Here is a 22,963-nt window from a genome sequence, read left to right as displayed (position 1 = left end):
TTTTTTTTGCGATGACATGCGGCTCGTAAATCTTCTGGCCAATCCATCCATGTTCCTCCTGGACGAGAAGCACGAATCCGTTCTAGATTACGAGCTGACATTGATGAACACCGATGTAATACATCTATAGTATCTTGTTTGCCTGCTGCCAGTGGCGGCAAGTGTCCAATAGCCTGACGAACTGTTACATGGCAATTTGAATGCGTTGGAGGAACCATCTGAATATTACCGATACGTGATGCAAGTAATACGTGTCTACGTCGTGATTGAGGGACTCCATAATCTGCACATAATACTTTTTCAGCCCAAACTTGGTATCCCTGTTGTTTTAAATTATTTACAAAATCTTGGTATACCTCATGTTTTACAACATCTGGCACATTCTCCATAGTCACAAGCTCTGGTTGCACTTCATGAATCAAGCGAGAAAAAGCGTATAGTAATGGCCATTTTTTGTCATTACGAACATCACGACCTTGATTGTAAGTAGAAAATGGCTGACAAGGAGCACAACCAGCTAATAATCTAACTGCATCTTTTGAATAGTGCGCCTGAATCTGATCTCCAGTAACTGTTTCCACATCTTGTAATATAAATTTTGCACCTTTATTGTTATACTCGTACGCATATGCACAAGCTGCATCAATATCATATCCAGCTTTCACTTTAATTCCTGCTCGAAGTAAACCTGCTGTCAACCCACCTGCTCCACAAAATAAATCTACTGCTTCAATTTTCATTTTTCAACTCATATTTTTGATATAAGGATTATATCCTTAACTTTGATTGGAGTCGAGCTTTTAATAGTATATAAGCTCTGAATAGTACAGTTCCTTATGAACGTTTCTATTCATTTTTAAAATTATTTCCTGAAAACTTTGGGGGCAATCATTAAAATCCTTCAATAAATGGTTATAACGGACGGCTTTATCTTGCCATGCTTTAAATAGATTTTTTGGAAAATTTTGTATTAACCACAAACAAGCATGAATAGTACTGTGTCGTTCCGCCAAACTGCGACTTTCCCAACTCAGTCGACGAGAACGTTCTAATTGAACTGGAATCTGATGTATTTGCTTGCACAAATAAGAGTACAAATCCGGTGCAAGCTTCTTTGATGTAGTAATCGCCAAAAAGTGATGCAGAATTTTTAGTTGTTCTTTTTCAGATTGGTTAAAAAGATAATCAAGATTAGCAATTTGGTTTAACCAATTTTGCCATTGCAGCCTGATTTCATCATTAAAGAAAATAACATTCTCACAAGGACTGTTGCTCAAGTCATATTGACAATTCCAACAATATTTCAACTCTGTAAAGCGCTGCAAATTAGGTTTACCTAAATCTTGTCGGTGAAAAGCAATATATATACCACATTTAGGACAGCAATCATGCATCATGATTTGATGTATTGGACAAAATGTATATAGGGCTATGCGCCATGATTTTCGGAAATATGTTTCATGGTCAGTAGCTAGACATAGCGGGCAATAAACAATAGCATTATTATCGCGTTTACGGTGATTGGCTTTAAGGCTGTTTATCCACGTCAATTGTCCTGAAAAATTGTTTTTGTCAAATAATCGACCTTGTAGGCTATCTAATGTGGTTGTTTTGATTCGAATGGTTGAACAGCCTGTTTTTTCAGCCAATGTATTGACCAACCAGTCAGGAGTATGGCGATCTATATCCCTATTCCATATCTCATAATTAGGAAATAGCAAATGACAGAAGGTTTGTACTTTCAACCCGTTTGCATGTGCTAAGCGAACCAACCATGATGTAAACAATTCATCAGGATAAGGTTTCGGATGAGCGGGTAAAATCATCTGAGTTTATCCAATTGACGTTTACGTTGGCTTGGACTAATCCAGTTGATTGAATTTAAGATTGTTTCGTTAATACATTCAGTTTGTTGTTGAATGGCGGCTACAGCAGCTTGTGTCAGCAAACGAGAAAGCTCTCCAATATATCCTTCACTCATGCCATATAACTTTGTAGCCAACGAAATTTCATGTAAATCCGACGGCTGACTAAGCGGCAGCATCCGTTCAAAGCTCATCAATAAACGCATAAAATCCTTATTTAATTCCCAACGAGGAAGCACCGCAGGTTCAAAACGGTTGGCCAACTGTGCATCAGTTTGAATGGCTCGATATGCGTCTTTAATACCTACACCTACAATCGGAATTTGTAATTCATTTCCTAAGTATTTAATTACATTTAAAAACGTTTTCTGCTTATTCAAACTACCGGAAAGGATATGGTGGATTTCATCAATAATCAACATTTTAGTATTAACGTATTTGAGCAAATGAAGCACTTGGGCAAGTTTTTTATCTGTCCTGTCATGAGTTTTATAGGGGGCAAACAGTAAATCTAAAATAGCATTGTAAAAACGGCTTTCATCAGGTATAGGTGGTGCTTGAATAATCACTACTGGTGCGATAATACCATTTCCATGTGGATTATCATGGGCTGGATGTTGCCGCAAAAAATGTTTAATCAACATGGTTTTACCGTTATTAGTATCACCAACCAACAACATATTAGGCATACGGTTTTGTTTCGGGAAACTTAGCAAATCTTCCAGTTTTACCAAAACCTGTTGAGCCTGCGGATAACCTATCCAACGCGGGGAACGTATGTATTCGATGCGCTCAATATCACTATACTTTAGTTGTTCTTCTGCTTTGGGAGAAAGGTGAGGATAATTCATGATAAATCGTCCAAATCATCAAAAGGTTGAATATCATCAAACATATTTTCCTCATTTTCAGACAATATAATATTCCTCGAATCAATTTGAGGCATAGGTAAAGATGCTCGAGTACGTTGATCTAATTGGCGACGTTGTTGAGCGCGACGGATAGCTTTAGTCTTACCTTGAGCTTGCTTTTCCAATTCTCGCATTCGTCCGTATGCTGCGAAAATCATGTTCTCATCAATATTCTGTTTCTGCTCATTTTTTAATTGTCTCTGAATCTCTCGTAGCTCCCAAATGCTGATAACCGGATTCGAACTGTTCCGATAAGGTATTGGAAAATACATCAATAAATCTGGGTCATAAAACCAAATCACGCTTAAATCACGTGGATCTATGCGAAAAATGAACTGGCGAGCCTGTCTAGGATTAGTCGGATTAGTTGCTGCAATCCATGGTCGTAAAACGTCATGCCAATAAGTGATTTTATGGATAACTACCCCATATTGCTGCACCGTTCGCATTTCAAACGGCATAAAGGTCAAGCGCAATAGTGTCTCATCAACCACTTTATCAGGTAATCCTGTTCCTAAAGAAACATCATCTCCTAATACACCTGATTTCCATTTGGCTAACGGTGAGATCCCCAATCCAGAATGAGTACGCTGATGATAAACATCACAAATAAATAGTGTTAACCACGTTTCAAATTCAGTTAGCGTTAATGCCGCCTTGCTTTCGGAAGCATAATCTTTTCTCTGTTGTGTATTTGCAAAAGTAGTACCAGTTAAACCGTGGACTTCATCCAAAATCGTACCTAGTAAACGCTCAATGTGTCCTCCGAAATGAGGACGTGCCACAGGCCTCCACTCAATTTCAATACCGTATTGTTTACACGCCTTTTCCAGCACTTTGCCACGGAATTCTTTTGCATTATCCAAATGAATTTTGCGTGGCAAACCCCACACAGGCCACCGCCCTTTCACTCCATGTTTTGCCAACCAGCTTTCCTTAGACAAAATACTATGTGCTAAACACAAACCTGTAGATAATGCACTTGGTGGATCGAATGACACATAAAATCCTGTAACCATTCGGCTGAACACATCAATCGCCAGCGTAATCCACGGCCTACCAATAGGCTTACGATATATATCGTCAACTAAAATAATGTCTAACTTTGTATGATCTATTTGTACCACTGAAAGCGGATAATCGGCATTTGGAAAGCTACCTTGTAAAGGAGAAAATTTCATTTCTGCTGCTTTATGGCTTAGCCGTTTAGCAATTTTAATTTGAGGCGCAATATTTTTGATTCGAGAACGAATGGTATTAGCATGAGGAGCTGGTAAATTTTGTTTATGGCAACGCCGTGTAATTTCTCTAATTATTTTCTGTATTGATTTACGTTGTGTGCTTAAATAATCCACTTCCAATACTTGCCTGATAAGCTGTTCTACATCATCAGAAAGCTGTGTTTTACCACTATCACTACGCTGCTTACGTGTTAAAGCAGTCAGAACGCCGCTTTCCTTATAACTTTTTAACCAGCGATAAACCGTACTGATATGTACACCGCATTCGGCAGCTCTCGCTTGAACATCAGATTTACTACGTTTTGGATTTCGGATAAGTGGCTCAATTACATCGAAATGTTGTTGAGCTAATTGCCATTTTTGCTCAGGAATACTATCTAAGTGGGTTAATTCAGCACTCTGGACTGTTGATAGATCCGCTAATTTTGCTTGGTAATCTGCACCGGTTACACTATCGCGTAACTGATATGTTTCTAAATCCAGGACTGCTGTAATTACACAGATTTTGTTTTGAAACAAAACCATTGCACCGACATTCACATTTAAAGTTGCTTTCATTTTTTAAACCATATAGCGGATTGCATAGTGAGTGGTTGATTTAAATCTGCGCCAATTTTTCGTTCTGCAATTAAGTACCACAATACAGGCAATAATTTTGCTTGATTGTATTCATCCTGAAAAGTCTGTTGAATAAGCTGTTTAGGTGTGGATTTTTTCAATTCGCGTAACGATTCATCCAATAAAGTCATATATGCTTCGCTGTATTCGCCAGATAAGCCATTTTGTTGATATGGCAATAAAAAGCGTACATTGCATAAATAATCAGTATGAATCTCTAACTCTGTAATCAGTTTAAAATGCCAACCGTGTAATTTGCAAAAATGTAAGGCAGCCTGAAATTTAGGTTTGAGTTCACACCAGTTTTTACGTAAATCGCTACGATATTTTACTTCGTAAATAATTACATCATTTTGATAATGAACCAAAACATCAGGGGTATAGATATGCTTCTTTCCTGCTGGGTCAAACCACTCAATCGTGATAGGCTGTACTTCGAAATGCTGCACATTAGAATCAAATTCCAGCAGAGTTAAAAAATCACGCTCCAAAGATGACTCATAAGCTGCAATGCCTATAGCTTTGTTATATGGAGCGATGCCTGTAATATTTCGATAGTTTTTAGGAATTTTACGGATTGGCATAGTTTTATATGTGTAGTAGAAAAAGGATTAAAAGGAAGACAATCTTAATGAGTTAATGCCCTTTATCAATAACCCAAACTCAATTAGCTTTCTTATAATTTAGTCTCAAATAACAATATTATTTTCAAATCTTAATGCAAAATTTTTGTTTTCAGTCGCAAATAACGTTATTAGAAGTATAAGATTTTGCATATTCTAGTCGCAAACAACGTTGGAATTCACAGCGGTTGCAGCCACCACTAAGGTTTAAATCATATAAGGCCGTCTGAAAAATCAGGGAACTATTTTTTCAGACGGCCTTTGTTTGACCATAAATAACAATACGATTTTTTTTAGATTTTCAAAAAATAAACCTTAGTCGTGCTCTAAAGAAAACTAAAAATTCAATCCACCGATATTTATAACAAATTGAGAAAAAAATGGGATTTATCCTTTTCCTCCTAATGGGTCTATGCTTAGTTGCAGCTGTCATTGCCTTTATCAGGCTTGCTGGATTCTACTCTAAGAAGCAGCTTGGAAAACAAGTTATTTTCTATGGTGTATTACTATCTATATTCCTACATACCTTTATTTTTTTGAAATACGTCCGCATAAAAGAATATTGGGCATTTGATCCACTATTTACACAAATGAATTATCTATTTTTTAAACCATTTGTGCTTTCAATAGTTATCGTTCCTCTTGAGTTTGAGAAACTGTCCAAATTAAGCAAAATCGTCCTATCCGGCGTGATATGCGGTGCTGCTTTTTACTACTTGGCATTCCCACCTTTCATGACATTACTGTATTTCATTATTGCTGTGGCTTTGGCTTTTACAAAAACTCAATATGCTCAATTTTTAAATAAGATTATTCTGATAAGCATCGTATCTTCATTAATACTGTCGTTCGTTACCATGCCGTTGCTTGAAAACGTATTGGAAGTCTTAAGTATCAGACGATATTATTAAAAACAAACCATAAATTTCAAAATTGCATAATTTGAAATTCAGTAACTTAGATTTCAATTAATCTATTAATAACTATACATTTTTCCGTATCAAGGCCGTCTGAAATATAATGATTGAGCCAATCTTAAGTAATACAAAAAAGCGGCTAAACAGGATAAACACTGTTTGCCGCTTTTTAATTTATTTCTTTATTTTACTTCTTCAACAATTTTGCCGCTTCAATCGCATAGTAAGTCAAAATACCATCGGCACCGGCGCGTTTGAATGCCAATAAGCTTTCCAAAATGGTTTTTTCGCCATCCAGCCAACCGTTTTGAATGGCTGCCTGAAGCATGGCATATTCGCCGGAAACTTGGTAAGCATAAGTCGGTACGCCGAACTCGTCTTTAACTCGGCGGACGACATCCAGATACGGCAGACCCGGTTTTACCATTACCATGTCTGCGCCCTCTTGAATATCCAATGCTACTTCGTGCAAGGCTTCGTTAGTGTTTGCAGGATCCATTTGGTAGGTTTTCTTGTCTGCTTTACCCAAATTGCCGGAGCTACCGACGGCGTCGCGGAACGGGCCGTAGAATGCTGAAGCATATTTTGCCGAATATGCCATGATGCGCGTATGGATATGTCCTGCATCTTCTAAGGCTTCGCGGATAGCAAGGATACGTCCGTCCATCATATCTGATGGGGCAATGACTTGTGCGCCCGCATCAGCATGACACAAAGCCTGCTTTACCAAAACTTCAATGGTTTCATCATTGAGGACATAGCCATTTTCATCGGTTAAACCATCTTGGCCGTGAATGGTATAAGGATCCAAGGCAACGTCGGTCATGATACCCAGCTCTGGGAATTTCTCGCGCAGGGTTCGTACTACTGTCGGCACCAAGCCTTCAGGGTTATAAGCTTCCTCCGCAAACTCGGTTTTGTTTTGCGTTACCACGGGAAACAAAGCCAGCATAGGAATGTCAAGCTTCAGTGCTTCTTCAGCGGTAAACAACAATTTGTCCAAACTTTGGCGTTTGACACCCGGCATGGATGGGACTGCCTCTTCCTGATTCTGGCCTTCCAATACAAAAACCGGATAGATCAAATCATCTGCTGTCAAAGTATGCTCGCGCATCAGACGACGTGAAAAATCATCTTTACGCATACGGCGCATACGGGTGTTTGAGACATAACGCGGAGGGAAATTCATAACAATTGCCTTTCAATAATGAAGTCTTAAAATCAGTCTTCGACTTGACGTATGGCTTTGACCGAACGTTTGATTTCGCTGAGCGTACCGGTTTTATAACTATTACGTTCCTGTTCGGCCATACCGTTTTGATCCAATTTGGCGATATTTTTCAATGCCTCGGCATACTGGCCGTCTGAAAGTTTTTCCTGTTTGATGCGCCAACGGTTGTTCACTTCGGAAGCCGTCCATAAGCCTACTTTGTTGTAGTAGAACAAAATGCTTGCCGCCAGCGTCTTCATATCGCTGTCGGGTTTGGCACTGCCGATACTGCGGCCGATACGGTTATTACGTTGATCGACTGCCTGGTCGGCAAGGTAGCGGCTGAAGTAGTCGTCTTTACCTTCTCGCAACTCCATATCCGTCAGACGCGCATTACCTGCTTTTTCTGCAATAATGCTGTCGAATTTAGAAGCAATCGCCGCCTGCCACAATGCTTGGCGTACGGCATTGACCTGTGTTCCCCTGCTGTCGCCGTTTGCTTTGTCGTCCAAACCTGTACGCTCGGCAAAGCGTGTGGCATTACTGGTCATATTGATTAAGCCTTCGTCTTCCATCCCGATAACTTGGGCGGCCACGGGATGGTTAAGCGCGAATTGAGCCATTTTACTGCGGCGGCTTTGATCTTCCTGATACGATTGGCAACCGGACAATACCAGCATGCCGAAAACGGCGCATTGAATGTGTTTTTTAATATGTTTCATGATGTAACTATCGATATTATTGTGTGAGTTCAACTTCTTTGTTTAACATAGAAACGCCCGTAAGCGCAAAATAATTTCCACACGGCCAAATCAGCGCATGAATGGCTATTTTATAATAAAAATAAGGCCGTCTGAAAACTTTCAGACGGCCTGAGTATTTTTAACCCAGTAAGCTGCGAATCTGCGGCCAATAAAACAGGCAGGCTATCGAGCAAATAGCAATACTGATACCGGCTGCATTAATGCTGCTGATTTTTTCCTTAAATATTGCCGCACCGATCAGCGTACCCAAAACAATCACGCCAATATTCATACCGGCAAAGACCAAGGTTGGATTATCCTTCATGATTTGGTGTGCCGAGATGTAGGTAACAATATTCAAAAAGTTCAGACAGCCCAAAATCATACCGCCCACTATGCCCTCTTTGGTCCATTTGCTTCCTTTGGCAAACAGGTAGCCAAACATCAAGATACCGGCCAAACAAAACGCCACCAGCAAATTACCGGCAAAAGCGGTACCGCTTTTCGCCACTTGTTTGAACAAAATATCGATGACGCCGTAGCCGCACCAGACGCTCAAAAGCAGCATTACTTGCGTGCTGAAGCCGCCGGATTTCTTGCCGCCATCGCTTTTCCAAAGCAAGAAAAACAGTGCCGTAAATGCCAATACCAAACCGATCAGACGGCCTTCGGTCAACTGCTCATGGAAAAGCGTGAATGAAGCGACAATCGGCAGAAACAGCGATAAGCGTTGTGCCGCGTCCGATTTGACGATACCTGCCGCATCTACGGATTTGCCCATAATGACAAACACGCTTGGCAGCAATATGCCCAAGGCCGCAAAAAGCCACCACGTCGGTAAAAATACCTGCGGATTGCTCAAATCGGGTTTTAACACCAGCATGGTCAAAGTGACGGCAACGATATAATTCACCGCCACCGCCTGCTCGATATTGATTTTTTGCTTGCGCGCCACTTTCAGCAAGACAGACACCAACACGCTGCAAACGATACTTGCCAATAAATATGCCATGCTTTAAAACCATCCTTGATTGGAAACAGGCTTATCTTCATTCAGTTTAATCAGTCCGACGACTACACGGTAAATAAACCAAATGGCAGTTACCAATAAAATCAGCCAACCAATTAAGATCAGTGTAGTAAAAGTTCCCAAAACCGTACCCACTAAAGACACCCAAAATGTCTTAATCAAATAATCGATATGACTGGCGTAAATACTGCCTTGAGCCTCATCGCGTTTAACATACGCCATAATCACACCGACAACGGGGGTAAACAAAATCAATAAGCCCACAGCATATGTAACATAAGCAATAAAAACATAGTTTTTTACGTCAGAGCTGGGCGTGTTGACCACATTTGTCGCCGTATTATTGAAGCTGTTGTCTTTGGCTTCCTGACGCTCGTACTGCATAGCCGCATCATAAGCCAGACGTTTTTCCGGATGAGACAATACTTCAAATGCCTGTCCGATGGCTTTAAACCGCTCCGCATCTTTTTGAATATCCGGATTGGCCACCAATTTGCCATAAGCCTCGCGGATAACGTTGATATCCGCATCCTGAGATACACCCAAGATTTCGTATAAATTCACTTGTTCCATCTATATTCCCCTCCTTTACGCGTCCACTGCAACATGAACATCTTGCGGATTGAGCGTCCGCAGGTTTTCAGGCTTCATGCCTACGATAAACCCACGTTTGCCGCCATTGATAAAAATCTCGTCCAAAGCCCAAATGCTTTCTTCCACATAAACTGGCAACACGGTTTTCATACCGAATGGCGATGTTCCGCCGACCAAATAGCCCGTCCATTTCGCCGCCTGATCCGCCGTTGCCGGCTCGATGTGTTTCAAGCCCAGTTCGCGCGCCAGATTGCGGGTGGAAATATGTTTGTCGCCATGCATTAAAACAACCAAGCCTTTTTTATGCTCATCCTGCAAGACGATCGTTTTGATGACTTGATGCTCGGGCTTGCCCGCACATTCGGCAAAACGTGCCGTACCGCCGTGTTCTTCATACGCGTAAACATAAGGGACAAAATCAATTTTCTTACTGCGTAAAAAGCGTACTGCCTGCGTAACCGGATATTCTGCTTTACTCATGGGTTGTTTTCCGCCATCCTTTTCAGACGGCCTCTCTTAAATGTGGAACGTAAACAACTGCAATGTTACCATACCTTCTTTTTGAAATCAGGAGACAACATGGACATCCGCTATCTTGGCACAAGCAAACGCTATTCGGAAGCCGTCGTGGCCAACGGCTTGGTTTTCCTCTCCGGCATGGTTCCCGAAAATCCTGAAGCCGATGCCAAAGCGCAAACTGAAAATGTTTTGGCACAAATCGATTCATGGCTCGCACAATGCCAATCCGACAAAGCCCATATTTTGGAGGCCACCATCTATCTGCCCGATATGAACGACTACGCCGCCATGAACGAAGCCTGGGACGCATGGGCAGCCCCTGAGCGCGCTCCCGCCCGCGCCTGCGTGGAGGCGAAACTGGCTTCGCCCAACTGGAAGGTTGAAATCAAAATTACTGCCCTTCAAATCAAATAAAGCACAAATATCAGGCCGTCTGAAAACGCCGCTTCAATCAAGCAAGCGCAGTTTTTCAGACGGCCTTTATTCTTTTGCGGTACAATACCGCCCTTAAATTTTTCTATTATTTCAAAGCACAAACAGCCATGTCCAAAAAAACCAAGCAAGAATTAGAAAACAACAAACTCAGCAAACGCCTGCGCCACGCCGTCGGCGATGCTATTAACGATTTCAACATGATTGAGCCAGGCGACAAAATCATGGTCTGCCTTTCCGGCGGCAAAGACAGCTACGCCCTTTTAGACATTCTGCGCCAGCTTCAAGCCAGTGCGCCGATTGATTTTGAACTGGTCGCCGTCAATCTCGACCAAAAACAGCCGGGCTTCCCTGAAGAAGTATTGCCGACCTATCTCGAAAGCATCGGCGTTCCCTACAAAATCGTTGAAGAAGACACCTACTCCACCGTTAAACGCGTATTGGACGAAGGCAAAACGACTTGTTCGCTGTGCAGCCGCCTGCGCCGCGGCATCCTCTACCGCACCGCAAAAGAATTGGGCTGCACCAAAATCGCCTTGGGACACCACCGCGACGACATCCTTGCCACCATGTTCCTGAATATGTTTTACGGCGGCAAACTCAAAGCCATGCCGCCCAAACTAGTCAGCGACAACGGCGAACACATCGTCATCCGTCCTCTGGCGTATGTCAAAGAGAAGGACTTGATCAAATATGCCGAGCTGAAGCAATTCCCAATTATTCCATGCAACCTCTGCGGCTCTCAGCCCAACCTGCAACGCCAAGTCATCGGCGACATGCTGCGCGATTGGGACAAACGTTTCCCCGGCCGTATCGAGTCTATGTTCTCAGCCCTGCAAAACGTCGTTCCGTCACATTTGGCCGATACCGAACTTTTCGACTTTGTCGGCTTGGAACGCGGTCAAAGCCTGAAACACGGCGGCGACTTGGCGTTTGACAGCGAAAAAATGCCGGAACGTTTCTCCGACGGCAGCGAAGAAGACAAAAGCGAAATCAAAATCGAACCACAAAAAGCCGAACGCAAAGTCATCAATATTCTGGCAAACAAACCTAAAACCTGCGGTTTATAATTCTATTTAATTTTCAGACGGCCTTTCGGTAGCTATTTACTGAAAGGCCGTCTGAATATTCATATTTGAAATTTCTTCTATTCTTTTTTATCTATTCTTTCCCTGACAAACCGTGCAGCAGCAATCCCAATACGTCTTGCGGCAGCTTTTGCGGCGCGGCGGCATAAAGCGCGGCCAGTTGCGGATGGCGCATCAATATATCCGCCTGACGGATGAACAGGTCGATGAGTTCCACCGGCAAATCGGGCTGGATCAGGCGGCGTTGTTGTAGGGTGTGGAAGAAGCCGCGCATAAAGGCGTATTTTTCTTCATTCAATTCATGAAAAAACCGCTCCAGCTCCAAATCGGTGTTTTCTTCGATGTCGCGCAGGAAAGCGGCGGAATAAAGTTCTTCAAACGATTGTTTTTGCAGGGTAAACACAGCCTCGGCGGCTTCGCGCAGGCTGCATTGCCGTTCAAGTAGCGCCTCAAATTCGGCTCGGACGCGGTTTTTCTGTTCGGTAACGATTTCCTGCAAGAGCGCGTTTTTGCCGCTGTAATATTTGTAAAAGGTAACGCGGCTGACGGCGGCCTCGGCGCAGATGCTGCCTACGGATACGGCGGAAAAGCCGTGTTCGCGGAACAGACGGCGGGCGGTGTCGGCGATGGTTTGTTGTTTACTGGCAGTCATGACGGTAAGAAGGTTTTGATTTTGTTCATAAAGGGTTTTCATTAAAGTTATCCGCAAGTCGGATACTCATCATATTTCCCCACGGCGGCAATGGCAATATGGCGGCGTTTCAGACGGCCTCTTTCCTTATCCCTCCGCTCCGCCCTACGAATGAGGGCTATCGGATACTTAGCAGGCCAAATTCATGAAGATTACAGAATCTGCCTCCACCAACCTTCTCCCAAAAATAGGAGAGGGATTTTTTGGACGATTCACAAGATAAGAGGGAAGTAAAGTGAATGATAAACATTTGCATTCCTGTTTCTTATTTCTTATACTTTACATTAATAGTTTGTTTTATGTAAATGCGTAAACACAAATATTTGCATACTGCCGGAGCGGTTGGATTATCTGATGTTCAATCAGCCCCGACGTGTGCCGTCTGAAAGGATAAGGAAATGCAGAAACCCGCCCTCCGCCGCCTCCCCCTATTGATTGCCGCTGCTTTCGCCTCCGAATGGATTTATGCCGCCGATGCGGTGCAAGATGCGGAACAGGTACAGTTGGAAGAAGTCGTCGTCACCGGCGAACGCACCAACCGCAGCGGCTTTGAAACCGCCACATCCAACCGCGTTTTCTCCACGCCGAACATCGACCGCAGCGGCCACAATCTTTCCGCAACCGACCTGCTCAAACAGACTGTGAACACGGTGGACTCGGGCAGCGGCAACGATTTGCCGACCGTGCGCGGCGTAGACGGCTCTGGCCCCGCCGTCGGCGCGGTAGCATTTTTCGCGGGCACGCGGCCGCGCCTGAACCTGTCCATAGACGGCCGCTCCGCCACTTACAATGAATTTGCCTTCGGCACGCAGTCGCTGTGGGACATGCAGCAAGTGGAAATCTTGCGCGGGCCGCAAAGCCATGTGCGCGGACAGAACGCGGTGGCGGGCGCAGTGGTGATGCGTTCCAAAGACCCGACCGACGAATGGGAAGGCGCGCTGCGCTTGGGTTTGGGCAACCAGAAAACACGCAACATCGCCGGCGTAGTGTCCGGTCCGATTGTGAAAAACAACCTTGCCTTCCGCTTGAGCGCGGAGCGGCAGCAACGCGAAAGCTATGAGCCGTTCGTGTCCTATGAGCCGACCGGCAACCCGCGCCGCGTGGAAAATACCAACGTGCGCTTCAAACTCCTGCTCACGCCCGAAAACCATCCCGATTTTTACAGCCGCCTGACGCTGAACCACATCCGTTCGCGCGCGCCGCAAAATGAAATCATGGGCAACACCGCCAGCCGCCGTTTCTTAAAAGAAAAGCCCGTGTTCGTAACCGGCTCGACATCGAGCATCTGGGACGTATCGTGGCAGCTTAATGACTATCTGAAACTGGAAAACAAACTGGTTTACGGCCGCTACCACAACGAGCGGCTGCATCTGCCGATGACCGTCAGCCCGCAAGGCGTGCCCGCCGAACTAAAAGGCCGTGAACTGCAATGGGAGCCGGTATTGCATTTTTCCAACAAAGGTCGTCTGAAAGGCCTTGCCGGACTGCACTACTTCCGCAGCAAACAAGATGAATGGGTGGACATCCGCAGCGTCGGCGGTCGCAACACCTTTGACGACCGCAACAACGTGCGTGCCCTGTTTGCCGAAACCACATACAGCCCCAGCGAAAAATGGGACATCACGGCCGCCGCACGCCTTGAAAAAGAAACGCACAAACGAAGCGGCGGCAGCGGCGCACTGCACCTTGATTTAGACAAAGGCCAGACCGTGTTCCTGCCCAAAATCGATATCGCCTTCAAACCCACCGACCAATGGGTCAGCGGCATCAAAGCCGCGCGCGGCTACAACCCCGGCGGCGCGGGCATCACCTTCGGCCGCCCCGTCGTAACCTACACTTATGAGCCCGAATATGTGAACAACTACGAGTGGTACACCCGCTGGCGCAGCGCAGACCGCCGCCTGCAACTCTCCGGCAACCTGTTCCTGAACCACTACCGCGACATGCAGCTCCCCTTCTATCTCGGCACCAACTCCGTCGTCATCCGCAATGCCAAAAAAGTCCACACCTACGGTGCAGAACTCGCCGCCGACTGGCAGGCGACCGACAGCCTGAAACTCACCACCGGACTGGGGCTGCTCAACACCAAAATCAAAAGCTATCCCGACAGTGGCATCGAAGGCAACAAACTCGGCCGCGCACCAAAATACACCGCCAACATCGGCGTGAAATACCTGAACGACAAAGGCTGGGAAGCCGGCGGCGACGTGCGCTTCTACGGCGGCTACTACTCCGCTGCCGACAATGCCGAATCAGGCAAAATCGGCGCATACAACCAAGTCAACCTCTACACCGCCTACAACTTCAAACAAGGCCGCGTCTCGCTCTACGCCGAAAACGTGTTCAACCGCCGCCAACCCATATTCATTTCCAGCGCCGACCGCCAAGACGCGCTCTACCAACGCCCCAGAAGCGTGGGCGTGAGCGCGGAATGGAAGTTTTAAATGAAACTGAAATGATCAAGGCCGTCTGAAAAAACATAGGTCGGACATTTATGCCCGACCTACCATTTATTCCGCTAAAACACCCAAAGGAACCCCATGCACTACTTCACCCCCGCCAAAACCCTGCCCGAAGGCACCATCTACCTGACCGACCTGACCCACGTCGCCGACTTCGCCGACTGGCTGGCCGAATTCAAAATCCTGTTAAACCAAAACCCCCGCTTCGCCACCGTCTGCACCCCGATGCGGCGGCAGGTGAGCGACGAACAGCGCATTGCCGACCGCAAAACCTACATCGAATGGATAAAGGCACATCGGCCGCAACTGTCCGAACGTTGCGCCGCCATGCTCCTTATCGAACCCGACACGGCGCAACTGGCGTTCTTCCGCGAACAATCGTCCAAACTCGGCCCCGCGCTGGGCGTGAACTACATCGTCGAAGCAGATGAAACAACCGCCCTGCTTCGCGCAGAAGAAGCGTTGAAGGCCGTCTGAAAAGATACTAAACCTATTTAAATACAAATCAAGTATTGCCACCCAATATGTTCAGACGGCCTTGTCCCTTTATTTGCCTCATCTTCAAAAGAATCATGTGATGTCCGACAATCAGACTTCCCCAAACTCACGCGACTGGCTGCTGCTTATCGGCGGCAGCACTTACAAATTCACGCTAACCGGTTTTTATCTGGTCGCGCTGGTCGCTATTTTGAAAAATCACGGTTACAGCCTGAACCAACTGAGCTGGATACATTTAATCGGCGGTATCGAAGCGGCGAAGGTATTGTTTGCCGCACTGATGGAGCATCGGCCGGCAGGGCGGTTCGGGCGGTTTCGCGGCTGGCTGCTGGCGGCGACGCTGGGGCTTTCGGCAGTGTTCGGGCTGATGGCCTGTACCGACATAACGCAGAACTTCGCGCTGCTTTTGACCTGCTGCGTACTGCTCTCGGCGATGTCGGCGGTGTACGGCTGCGCGATGCTGGGTTTGTCGTGCATCGTCCTGCCGCACCGCGAACGCGGTTTCGGCGGCGTGATTCAAACGATGGCGGCACGCGGCGGCAAGATGATCGGCGGCGCACTGGTGTTGTGGCTGTATCAGGAATACGGACAGACGGCGGCAGCGGGCTTTATGCTGGCGTTCAGCCTGCTAATGTTGCTGCAACTCTTGTACTACCGCGAGCCGGAAAGTCCGACTGCGCAAGGCAGTTGGACGGTGTTGGCAGCACGGCTGGTTTCTTTTTGGCAGCAACCTGAAACGGGCTGGCGGTGGCTGGTTTTTCTGTTTGCCGTTGCCGCACCGTATGCGTTTGCGGCGGCGACTTTTGTGCCCAAGCTGGCGGATTTGGGCTTCAACCCGAAGCAGACGGGCGGAATTCTGGCGGTGGGCATTCCTGTTGCCTGCCTGATCGTTACGCCGCTGTCGGGCTGGTTTTCGCGCAATTATCCGCGCCGCAAACTTGTGTTCCTGCTCTACGCGCTGCAACTGCCGCTTTTGGCGTCCATGATCGCCATCGATACGCTCGCACGTGTCCACCCTTGGCTGCCGCCCGCGCAAATCATCGCCCTGAGCCTGAGCTACACGCTGCTGCTGCCGGTGATACTGGCGTTGGTGATGGACAAATCCGACCGCACCACCGCTGCACTCGACAGCAGCCTGCAATTTTCCGTCGTCCTGCTCAGCAGTTACGTGGCCGGTTTCGCCGCCCTGCGGCTGGCAAAGGCTATTGGTTATACAGATGCGTATTGGGTTGCAGTGTACTTAGCCGTATTGGTAGGCCTGCTTTTATATTTGAATAGAAATTTATTCAATCATTCGGATCGTGATTCACAATAATTCGCTCAGATATTTATCCATCGATTTTAATTGAGCACGCCTCCGGATAATTTTTCATTTTATTGCACAATCTCTCATGAAAATATAACAAAACGTGCCCATAATACTGCCGTTATTACACTCTTAAATTCAAAAGGAACCTTATGACTGCTGTTCTCATCGTTCTCGGCTTGATCGCCATTGTTGTCGGCATTTTAGGCACGATTTATCCTGCCTTGCCCGGATTGGGTTTGATGTTTGGTGGTGCATGGCTGTTGGGTTATGCCGGCGATTATCAAGTGTTTGGCTCGGGTACGCTGACATTTTTGGCCATCGTTGCCGTATTCGGTACTGCGATGGATTATGTGGCGGGTGCATTGGGCGCAAAATATACCGGAGCAAGTAAAACCGCAGTTTGGGGCGCGTTTATCGGCGGTATCGTCGGTGCATTCTTCTCTATTCCCGGCTTGTTGCTCGGCCCTTTGACCGGTGCGGCCATCGGCGAATTTATCGCACGCAAAGACACTTGGCAGGCAGGCAAAGTCGGTATCGGTACGTTTATCGGCTTTATTATCGGCACCGTGGCCAAAATCGGCTGCGCCTTGACCATCGCACTGACCATCCTGTTTGTTTGGTTGGCCTCGTTGTTCTAAGACAAAACATTAAAGGCCGTCTGAATTTCAAGCATTCAGACGGCCTTTTCATTTCACTGTTTATTTGCCGCAGCAGGCTTTGTACTTTTTACCGCTGCCACACTGGCAAGGATCGTTGCGCCCCACTTTTTCGCCTTCGCGGCGTACGGTTTGCGGCTTATTGATGATGGCCTGCCAATACCAGTAAATATCAAGCAGGACATGCGGCAAATCAGATTCCAGCTGGATCAACTCTTTTTCATTCAGATGCAAGATGACTTCGCCGTTTTCTTCATCGTCATAAATGCCACCCAAAGCCATAATCGGATAGAACAAATCCTCAAACTCTTCTTGATCGACTGCTTCAAACCAATCGGTAGGCACGATATCCAATGCGTAAAGATAGGCGTTACACCAAGTGTAGAAATCCGGATTGCCGGCTTCATCTTCATAAAACCACAAATCAGGCAGAATTTTTTCGTTGAGCTTCATGCGCATATCGGCGGCCATTGCCATCACCAAACGCTCGATTTCGGTGCGCTCTTTGGCATCAAACAAAGATTCTTCACCTAAAATCTCAGGCAGCCAGTTGGTCGGATTCAAAGCATCCGGACCACTCAATAAAGCCATCATAAAACCTTGAACTTCATCACAACGCATGGTGTTGTGAGCTTCAGATTTGGCATCCAGCAATTCCATCAAGCGGCTGCGTGCCGCTTCATCAAAAGTCAGTATTTGCATTTTTGTTCCTTAAAATAAAATCGTATTATTGTTTTCAGACGGCCTGGGCATGGATACGCTGCCGCATTTGTTCAAACAGACAAACCGTTGCCGCCATCGCGACATTCAAGGATTCGGTTTGTCCCAACATTGGGATTTTGACACAGGCATCGGCCTTCTCTTTTACCGTTTCGCTCACACCGCTACCTTCATTGCCAAACACCCAAGCGCAAGGTTGACTAAGGTCCATTTCATACAAACCGATATTGCGCCCTCCCAAGGCAGTTGCCCAAATTTGATGCCGATACGTTTCCATCCAAGCTGATAATTCCACTCGACTGAAAATAGACAGCAGAAAATGAGCACCCATCCCCGCTCGCAACACTTTGGGCGACCAGATATCCACGGAATCATTGCCGCACACAATTTGCCTGACTCCGGCCGCTGCCGCACTGCGCAAAATCGTCCCTGCATTGCCGGGGTCTTGTACCCGCTCCAATACCACGCAATCGCCGTCTGAAGGCAAACCTGCCTGCTGCGGAATATCAATCCAAGTCATCACATCATCGGCATCGGTCAGACTGGTGATTTTAGACAGTGCTTCGTTACCGACCCAAGTAATCAATCCCTCATCCAACTGTGCCGTAATTTCTTGAATTTCAGGATGTTGCTGTTTCTTTTCAGGCAGATAAACCTGTTTGGGCGTACCGCCGCTTTGCAAATAAGTTTGCAGCAGATGTACGCCTTCCAATACGGTTTCACCGCTTTCACGCCTTGCTTTGGCCTGCGTCAGCAGACGGAATAAATGTTTGAGCTGTTCGTTTTGAGCAGAGGTAATCAGTTTCATGGAGCGCATTATAACTGTTTTGACTTCATTGAAGCTATGCTTTCAGACGGCCTGACGGTTTTACTTCGGAAATAAAAAACCCTTGCAATGAAGCAAGGGTTTCACATGATTTCATTTTTTACTGCACAACAGTCTGCTGCTCATTTTGCTGCTCGGTGCGGACAGTCGGACGGTTTTCAAGTTTGCCGTCTTTTGCCGCATTCGGCACAACAGTCTCGCTAGGCTCGGAAGCCGCTTTATCACTAGGCGTACCGCTCACTGGAATGATATTTTGGGCAGGCTGAGTAATAGACTTCTCTGCAACCGGCAGAGTGTCACGAGAAGTTTGCGGCGTAAACTGCCATGCCGTCACAGCAATGGCACACACGCTGGCAACGGCTGCGAAGAATTTGAAGAAGCCGCTATTGGCCGCTTCACGCTGAGCATATTTTTCCTGTTTGCCTTCAGCTTCGGCTTGAGGCACTGTAAATGCTTTGCTTTGCATGCTTTCATCAGCCACCTTCACCGCCGCGCCCTGACGGATACAGTCGCCGATAATGTGGTACTCATGCCAAGCGCGCATGGCTTCTTCGTCTGCCAATACGGCATCCAGCATCTCATCAGTCAATGCTTCACCGTCCATCAATGCAGACACATACTCCAATGCTTTATTTGTTTTTTCGTTCATTTTTATTACCACCTTTGATCTTCAGAAGTATCCAACAGCGGCCGCAAATCTTTTGCAATCAGTTCACGCGCTCTGAAAATACGCGAACGTACAGTACCTATCGGACAATCCACTACCCGAGCTATTTCTTCGTAAGACAAGCCGTCCATTTCCCTAAGCGTAATGGCTTGACGCATATCGTCTGGCAGTTGCGCAATGCTTGCCTCGACGGTCTGCAAGATTTCCCGATTCATCATCTCAGCTTCCGGCGTATGGTAATCCGCAATCTGATCGGTTAAATCGAGAACATCTCCTTCCTCATTGGCTGCTTCCGAACTGACAAAAAACTGACGACCCGAAGTGGTCAGGAAATTCTTTGCCGTATTGATACCGATACGGTACAGCCATGTATAAAATGCACTTTCTCCACGAAAATTTGCCAATGCACGATAAGCCCTAATCATTGCCTCTTGGGTTACATCGTGCACTTCATGCTCATCCTGAATAAAACGAGAAATCAGTCTGTTTAGCCGACGCTGATATTTGGACATCAGCATCTCAAATGCCTTATGGTCACCTTTCTGCGCGCGCTCCACCAAAACTTGATCTATTTGGCGATCGTTCATACCCACCCTTTAATCATTTTACTGCTTTAAACCCAAAAATAGTAAAGCGTGCTGTGCACAGTAAAGACAGCAACGCTCTGAAATAGTTCCATAAGATTACATTCAATGGCTAAAGTTTATTCGTGCAGATGCTCTAACATTAACAATATTACTTAATATACCAATACTTAGCAAAAGTAGTTAAACTACTGATACTTACTAAATTTAGAGTTATTTACTTTACTTTTGCCATATATTCGACCAACTTTCTATGAACTGGCAGATAGCCTTGCTCTATTTGAACATCGCTTCCAACCCTAAGGTTAGCAACAGCAAGGCACTTGTTGCCCATACTTATGATAATCGGCCAATATTTACGCACGAGTGGCATGATATGACACTCTTGCAATAGTTTTTCGACTGATTTTCCCCTCTGCCCGGACTGAATCACGTCGCCCTCGGATACAGTTCTAAGCACAGCCGGCTTCTCCAACTCCTCTTCCGGCAAACCGCCTTTAACAGGTAATAAAACAAAACCGTTTTCCAGCAAAATATCTTTCAGACGGCCTCGAACTTCCCTACCATTACACCAAGGCAGCTGTTGAAATTCACTTTCTTGCCAAATAAACAACTGATCCCGATAGGCGACCAATTCGCCGTTTGGCAAACTCAACTGCGCCTGTTCTGCGGTTTCCAATACTCGGGCGAAATCGGCAATGCTGTGATAAGAAGGCAATGATTCCGTTTGCTTTCTCAAAAAATACCAAAGCAACCGACGGCGCAAAAGCGGCGTACATTGCCGCCACAGACTGATACTGAATATTCCGTCCGGACTGATGCGCTGATATTCAGACTCAATCAATTCATCTAAAAGCTGCAAATCTTCCTGCAATAATCGGATATTGGCACAAATTTGCCGCTCAAAATTCGGAATCCGCTGCTGCCATTGCGGCAAGGCCTGATTTCTCATCCAATTGCGTAAATAGACAGGATCCTCGTTACTTTCGTCTTCGACAAAAGACAACCTCCATTGTTGCGCATCCCCTGCCAATTCCTGACGGGAAAATGCCAAAAGCGGCCGCCAGATTTGGATCTCTTCATTTAAATCACGCCATACCGGCATGGCCGCCATACCGCGCAATCCGCCGCCGCGCACGGCCGACAGCATAAATGTTTCGATTTGATCATTACGGTGATGGGCCAAAACAATAATTTTCTTCAGGCCGTCTGAAAATGCCTGATATCGGGCAGCCCTGGCCGCTGCTTCCAAACCTTTTCCTTGTTTTTCCACATTGACACGGCACACCCGCAAGGCAACATTCAAACGCTGACAATAATCCTGACAAAATTTAGCCCAACTGTCGGCATTGGTGCTTAAACCATGATGAACATGGACGGCGCGCAAATCAAAACGGCAGAATTCACGCATCCGGTGCAAAAGATGCAGCAGGACAACGGAATCCAATCCGCCGCTCAAACCGACTTCAAAAACAGTATGGTTCGGCGAATCAGGAAAAGCTGTTTGAAAACTTTTAAATAGGGAATCAGGGGATACTTGCGACATTTCAGACGGCCTGAAATTGTGAATGACTCAAAAATAGAACACAAAAAAAGCAAGCAGCGACATCTGCTTGCTTTTTCAGCAGTCAAACTTATTTATCGGTAAATTTACCGTAAGCCATGATGCGGTCAAAACGGCGAGAAAGCAAGTCAGGCATGGTCATACTTTGCGCTTCGCTTAATTGCTGCTCCAAAACGGTTTTAACGTTTTTCATCGTGGTTTCAAAATCACGGTGTGCACCGCCCAAAGGTTCATCAATCACTTTGTCGATGACATCCAATTCTTGCAGGCGTTTGGCGGTAATACCCAATGCTTGCGCGGCATCTGCTGCTTTTTCAGCAGTTTTCCAAAGAATAGAGGCGCAACCTTCGGGAGAAATCACCGAATAAGTCGAGTATTGCAGCATATTAACATAGTCGCCGACAGCCACTGCCAACGCGCCACCCGAACCGCCTTCGCCAATGATGGTGCACAATACTGGCACATGCAAGCGGGTCAGTTCGTACAAATTACGGCCGATGGCTTCAGACTGGCCGCGCTCTTCCGCGCCAATGCCCGGATACGCACCCGGGGTATCGACAAAGGTCATGACCGGAATATTGAATTTTTCGGCAGTCTGCATCAAGCGCAGTGCTTTACGGTAACCCTCAGGACGCGGCATACCGAAATTACGGCGGATTTTTTCTTTGGTATCGCGGCCTTTTTGATGACCAATAACCATCACGCTTTGGCCGTTGAAACGCGCCAAACCGCCGACAATGGCATGATCGTCAGAATAATGGCGGTCGCCGTGCAATTCTTCAAAATCGGTAAAAATACCGTTGATGTAGTCCAAAGTATAAGGACGTTGCGGATGGCGGGACACTTGTGAAATTTGAGCCGGAGTCAGCTTGCTGAAAATCGACTTAGTCAACTCGCTGCTTTTCTTTTGCAGTCTGGCAATCTCGTCGGAAATATCGACGGCTGATTCGTCTTGTACGAATCGTAATTCGTCGATTTTATTGGTTAATTCGGCGATGGGTTGTTCGAAGTCCAAAAAAACGGGTTTCATAAAACAAAGCTCTCGGTAACGGTTGCTGACATGATACGCTAATCAGACGTATTTGACAGCATTTCTCAAAGGGAAACTGCCATCTTTTGCAATAAAAAATCTTTCAGACGGCCTTTAACAAAGAAATAGTATATCTGCACTAAACGAATGAAGTGCCGTATCTTA

The 22,963-nt window shown here is 46.1% G+C and carries 24 protein-coding genes; 7 read left to right on the top strand and 17 right to left on the bottom strand.

Annotation, left to right across the window (positions count from 1 at the left end; translation table 11 throughout):
* The 5 genes from HMPREF3022_RS08645 to HMPREF3022_RS08625 form a co-directional block, all read right to left on the bottom strand.
* Positions 1-740, bottom strand: a 740-nt coding sequence (locus HMPREF3022_RS08645) for a DNA cytosine methyltransferase (protein WP_070765484.1), incomplete at its 3' end; no start/stop codon positions are given.
* A 60-nt stretch (positions 741-800) separates the two neighbouring features.
* On the bottom strand, positions 801-1,826 hold the full coding sequence (locus HMPREF3022_RS08640) for a TniQ family protein (protein ID WP_070765483.1): 1,026 nt from the start codon (positions 1,824-1,826) through the stop codon (positions 801-803).
* Positions 1,823-2,716 (bottom strand): TniB family NTP-binding protein, encoded by an 894-nt coding sequence (locus tag HMPREF3022_RS08635; RefSeq protein ID WP_070765482.1) that lies wholly within the window; start codon positions 2,714-2,716, stop codon positions 1,823-1,825. Before HMPREF3022_RS08635 ends, HMPREF3022_RS08640 begins: the two co-directional genes overlap by 4 nt.
* Positions 2,713-4,575, bottom strand: coding sequence for a Mu transposase C-terminal domain-containing protein (locus tag HMPREF3022_RS08630; RefSeq protein ID WP_070765481.1), 1,863 nt, complete (start codon positions 4,573-4,575; stop codon positions 2,713-2,715). Before HMPREF3022_RS08630 ends, HMPREF3022_RS08635 begins: the two co-directional genes overlap by 4 nt.
* Entirely contained in the window at positions 4,572-5,219 is a 648-nt protein-coding gene (locus HMPREF3022_RS08625) for a heteromeric transposase endonuclease subunit TnsA (RefSeq protein WP_070765480.1), read from the bottom strand. The genes HMPREF3022_RS08630 and HMPREF3022_RS08625 overlap by 4 nt, the downstream gene beginning before the upstream one ends.
* A gap of 419 nt (positions 5,220-5,638) precedes the next feature.
* Between HMPREF3022_RS08625 and HMPREF3022_RS08620 the strand changes: the two genes are divergently transcribed.
* Complete coding sequence (locus tag HMPREF3022_RS08620; protein WP_049333807.1) at positions 5,639-6,169, top strand: hypothetical protein; 531 nt, start codon at positions 5,639-5,641, stop codon at positions 6,167-6,169.
* A 193-nt stretch (positions 6,170-6,362) separates the two neighbouring features.
* On the opposite strand, the gene hemB is transcribed toward HMPREF3022_RS08620, so the two are convergent.
* The 5 genes from hemB to HMPREF3022_RS08595 form a co-directional block, all read right to left on the bottom strand.
* Entirely contained in the window at positions 6,363-7,364 is a 1,002-nt protein-coding gene (gene hemB / locus HMPREF3022_RS08615) for a porphobilinogen synthase (RefSeq protein ID WP_049333805.1), read from the bottom strand.
* Between the two features lie 32 nt (positions 7,365-7,396).
* Positions 7,397-8,107 (bottom strand): DUF6973 domain-containing protein, encoded by a 711-nt coding sequence (locus HMPREF3022_RS08610; protein ID WP_070765479.1) that lies wholly within the window; start codon positions 8,105-8,107, stop codon positions 7,397-7,399.
* Between the two features lie 160 nt (positions 8,108-8,267).
* A complete protein-coding gene (locus HMPREF3022_RS08605; protein ID WP_049344792.1) occupies positions 8,268-9,140 on the bottom strand; it encodes a DMT family transporter in 873 nt (290 codons plus the stop codon).
* A gap of 3 nt (positions 9,141-9,143) precedes the next feature.
* The gene (locus tag HMPREF3022_RS08600; RefSeq protein WP_004519715.1) at positions 9,144-9,731 is read right to left on the bottom strand and encodes a DnaJ domain-containing protein; all 588 of its coding nucleotides are present in this window, start codon (positions 9,729-9,731) and stop codon (positions 9,144-9,146) included.
* A gap of 15 nt (positions 9,732-9,746) precedes the next feature.
* Positions 9,747-10,232 carry an aminoacyl-tRNA deacylase gene (locus tag HMPREF3022_RS08595; RefSeq protein WP_049333797.1) on the bottom strand — a complete coding sequence of 162 codons (486 nt, stop codon included), beginning with the start codon at positions 10,230-10,232 and terminating at the stop codon, positions 9,747-9,749.
* A 99-nt stretch (positions 10,233-10,331) separates the two neighbouring features.
* On the opposite strand from HMPREF3022_RS08595, the gene HMPREF3022_RS08590 reads away from it, so the two are divergent.
* Positions 10,332-10,685, top strand: coding sequence for a RidA family protein (locus HMPREF3022_RS08590; protein ID WP_049333795.1), 354 nt, complete (start codon positions 10,332-10,334; stop codon positions 10,683-10,685).
* A gap of 128 nt (positions 10,686-10,813) precedes the next feature.
* Positions 10,814-11,773: a tRNA 2-thiocytidine(32) synthetase TtcA gene (gene ttcA / locus HMPREF3022_RS08585; RefSeq protein WP_049333792.1), complete on the top strand. Its 960-nt coding sequence runs from the start codon at positions 10,814-10,816 to the stop codon at positions 11,771-11,773.
* 91 nt (positions 11,774-11,864) lie between these two features.
* Here ttcA and HMPREF3022_RS08580 read toward each other — a convergent pair whose 3' ends face one another.
* A complete protein-coding gene (locus HMPREF3022_RS08580; RefSeq protein ID WP_070765478.1) occupies positions 11,865-12,485 on the bottom strand; it encodes a TetR/AcrR family transcriptional regulator in 621 nt (206 codons plus the stop codon).
* A 395-nt stretch (positions 12,486-12,880) separates the two neighbouring features.
* Between HMPREF3022_RS08580 and HMPREF3022_RS08575 the strand changes: the two genes are divergently transcribed.
* From HMPREF3022_RS08575 to HMPREF3022_RS08560, 4 genes are all read left to right on the top strand, one after another.
* The gene (locus HMPREF3022_RS08575) at positions 12,881-14,926 is read left to right on the top strand and encodes a TonB-dependent receptor (RefSeq protein WP_070765477.1); all 2,046 of its coding nucleotides are present in this window, start codon (positions 12,881-12,883) and stop codon (positions 14,924-14,926) included.
* A 96-nt stretch (positions 14,927-15,022) separates the two neighbouring features.
* Positions 15,023-15,421 (top strand): hypothetical protein, encoded by a 399-nt coding sequence (locus tag HMPREF3022_RS08570; RefSeq protein ID WP_049333786.1) that lies wholly within the window; start codon positions 15,023-15,025, stop codon positions 15,419-15,421.
* A gap of 100 nt (positions 15,422-15,521) precedes the next feature.
* Positions 15,522-16,757 carry an MFS transporter gene (locus HMPREF3022_RS08565; protein WP_070765476.1) on the top strand — a complete coding sequence of 412 codons (1,236 nt, stop codon included), beginning with the start codon at positions 15,522-15,524 and terminating at the stop codon, positions 16,755-16,757.
* Between the two features lie 143 nt (positions 16,758-16,900).
* On the top strand, positions 16,901-17,389 hold the full coding sequence (locus HMPREF3022_RS08560; RefSeq protein ID WP_049333782.1) for a DUF456 domain-containing protein: 489 nt from the start codon (positions 16,901-16,903) through the stop codon (positions 17,387-17,389).
* Between the two features lie 60 nt (positions 17,390-17,449).
* Here the strand turns inward: HMPREF3022_RS08560 and HMPREF3022_RS08555 are convergent, their stop codons facing one another.
* From HMPREF3022_RS08555 to HMPREF3022_RS08530, 6 genes are all read right to left on the bottom strand, one after another.
* Entirely contained in the window at positions 17,450-18,109 is a 660-nt protein-coding gene (locus tag HMPREF3022_RS08555) for a YecA family protein (protein ID WP_049333780.1), read from the bottom strand.
* Between the two features lie 34 nt (positions 18,110-18,143).
* Positions 18,144-18,935: a TrmH family RNA methyltransferase gene (locus HMPREF3022_RS08550; protein WP_049333878.1), complete on the bottom strand. Its 792-nt coding sequence runs from the start codon at positions 18,933-18,935 to the stop codon at positions 18,144-18,146.
* 118 nt (positions 18,936-19,053) lie between these two features.
* A complete protein-coding gene (locus HMPREF3022_RS08545) occupies positions 19,054-19,602 on the bottom strand; it encodes a sigma-E factor negative regulatory protein (RefSeq protein ID WP_049333778.1) in 549 nt (182 codons plus the stop codon).
* A gap of 5 nt (positions 19,603-19,607) precedes the next feature.
* Positions 19,608-20,207 (bottom strand): RNA polymerase sigma factor RpoE, encoded by a 600-nt coding sequence (gene rpoE / locus HMPREF3022_RS08540; protein ID WP_036493687.1) that lies wholly within the window; start codon positions 20,205-20,207, stop codon positions 19,608-19,610.
* Positions 20,208-20,421: 214 nt separating this feature from the next.
* On the bottom strand, positions 20,422-21,750 hold the full coding sequence (tilS, locus tag HMPREF3022_RS08535; RefSeq protein ID WP_070765475.1) for a tRNA lysidine(34) synthetase TilS: 1,329 nt from the start codon (positions 21,748-21,750) through the stop codon (positions 20,422-20,424).
* A gap of 88 nt (positions 21,751-21,838) precedes the next feature.
* A complete protein-coding gene (locus HMPREF3022_RS08530) occupies positions 21,839-22,798 on the bottom strand; it encodes an acetyl-CoA carboxylase carboxyltransferase subunit alpha (protein WP_049333774.1) in 960 nt (319 codons plus the stop codon).
* Between the last annotated feature and the right edge of the window lie 165 nt (positions 22,799-22,963).

This window comes from Neisseria sp. HMSC065C04 (assembly GCF_001815375.1).
In the GTDB taxonomy this organism is placed as follows: Bacteria; Pseudomonadota; Gammaproteobacteria; order Burkholderiales; family Neisseriaceae; genus Neisseria; species Neisseria flavescens_D.
The sequence above is the reverse complement of the archived record's forward strand: the minus strand, read 5'-3'. Positions and strand labels throughout refer to the sequence as shown.

What these genes read in the sequence shown, in the direction of transcription:
- HMPREF3022_RS08640 (WP_070765483.1), bottom strand. Translation starts at nt 1,826, where the DNA reads ATGATTTTACCCGCTCATCCGAAACCTTATCCTGATGAATTGTTTACA.
- HMPREF3022_RS08635 (WP_070765482.1), bottom strand. Translation starts at nt 2,716, where the DNA reads ATGAATTATCCTCACCTTTCTCCCAAAGCAGAAGAACAACTAAAGTAT.
- HMPREF3022_RS08630 (WP_070765481.1), bottom strand. Translation starts at nt 4,575, where the DNA reads ATGAAAGCAACTTTAAATGTGAATGTCGGTGCAATGGTTTTGTTTCAA.
- HMPREF3022_RS08625 (WP_070765480.1), bottom strand. Translation starts at nt 5,219, where the DNA reads ATGCCAATCCGTAAAATTCCTAAAAACTATCGAAATATTACAGGCATC.
- HMPREF3022_RS08620 (WP_049333807.1), top strand. Translation starts at nt 5,639, where the DNA reads ATGGGATTTATCCTTTTCCTCCTAATGGGTCTATGCTTAGTTGCAGCT.
- hemB (WP_049333805.1), bottom strand. Translation starts at nt 7,364, where the DNA reads ATGAATTTCCCTCCGCGTTATGTCTCAAACACCCGTATGCGCCGTATG.
- HMPREF3022_RS08610 (WP_070765479.1), bottom strand. Translation starts at nt 8,107, where the DNA reads ATGAAACATATTAAAAAACACATTCAATGCGCCGTTTTCGGCATGCTG.
- HMPREF3022_RS08605 (WP_049344792.1), bottom strand. Translation starts at nt 9,140, where the DNA reads ATGGCATATTTATTGGCAAGTATCGTTTGCAGCGTGTTGGTGTCTGTC.
- HMPREF3022_RS08600 (WP_004519715.1), bottom strand. Translation starts at nt 9,731, where the DNA reads ATGGAACAAGTGAATTTATACGAAATCTTGGGTGTATCTCAGGATGCG.
- HMPREF3022_RS08595 (WP_049333797.1), bottom strand. Translation starts at nt 10,232, where the DNA reads ATGAGTAAAGCAGAATATCCGGTTACGCAGGCAGTACGCTTTTTACGC.
- HMPREF3022_RS08590 (WP_049333795.1), top strand. Translation starts at nt 10,332, where the DNA reads ATGGACATCCGCTATCTTGGCACAAGCAAACGCTATTCGGAAGCCGTC.
- ttcA (WP_049333792.1), top strand. Translation starts at nt 10,814, where the DNA reads ATGTCCAAAAAAACCAAGCAAGAATTAGAAAACAACAAACTCAGCAAA.
- HMPREF3022_RS08580 (WP_070765478.1), bottom strand. Translation starts at nt 12,485, where the DNA reads ATGAAAACCCTTTATGAACAAAATCAAAACCTTCTTACCGTCATGACT.
- HMPREF3022_RS08575 (WP_070765477.1), top strand. Translation starts at nt 12,881, where the DNA reads ATGCAGAAACCCGCCCTCCGCCGCCTCCCCCTATTGATTGCCGCTGCT.
- HMPREF3022_RS08570 (WP_049333786.1), top strand. Translation starts at nt 15,023, where the DNA reads ATGCACTACTTCACCCCCGCCAAAACCCTGCCCGAAGGCACCATCTAC.
- HMPREF3022_RS08565 (WP_070765476.1), top strand. Translation starts at nt 15,522, where the DNA reads ATGTCCGACAATCAGACTTCCCCAAACTCACGCGACTGGCTGCTGCTT.
- HMPREF3022_RS08560 (WP_049333782.1), top strand. Translation starts at nt 16,901, where the DNA reads ATGACTGCTGTTCTCATCGTTCTCGGCTTGATCGCCATTGTTGTCGGC.
- HMPREF3022_RS08555 (WP_049333780.1), bottom strand. Translation starts at nt 18,109, where the DNA reads ATGCAAATACTGACTTTTGATGAAGCGGCACGCAGCCGCTTGATGGAA.
- HMPREF3022_RS08550 (WP_049333878.1), bottom strand. Translation starts at nt 18,935, where the DNA reads ATGAAACTGATTACCTCTGCTCAAAACGAACAGCTCAAACATTTATTC.
- HMPREF3022_RS08545 (WP_049333778.1), bottom strand. Translation starts at nt 19,602, where the DNA reads ATGAACGAAAAAACAAATAAAGCATTGGAGTATGTGTCTGCATTGATG.
- rpoE (WP_036493687.1), bottom strand. Translation starts at nt 20,207, where the DNA reads ATGAACGATCGCCAAATAGATCAAGTTTTGGTGGAGCGCGCGCAGAAA.
- tilS (WP_070765475.1), bottom strand. Translation starts at nt 21,750, where the DNA reads ATGTCGCAAGTATCCCCTGATTCCCTATTTAAAAGTTTTCAAACAGCT.
- HMPREF3022_RS08530 (WP_049333774.1), bottom strand. Translation starts at nt 22,798, where the DNA reads ATGAAACCCGTTTTTTTGGACTTCGAACAACCCATCGCCGAATTAACC.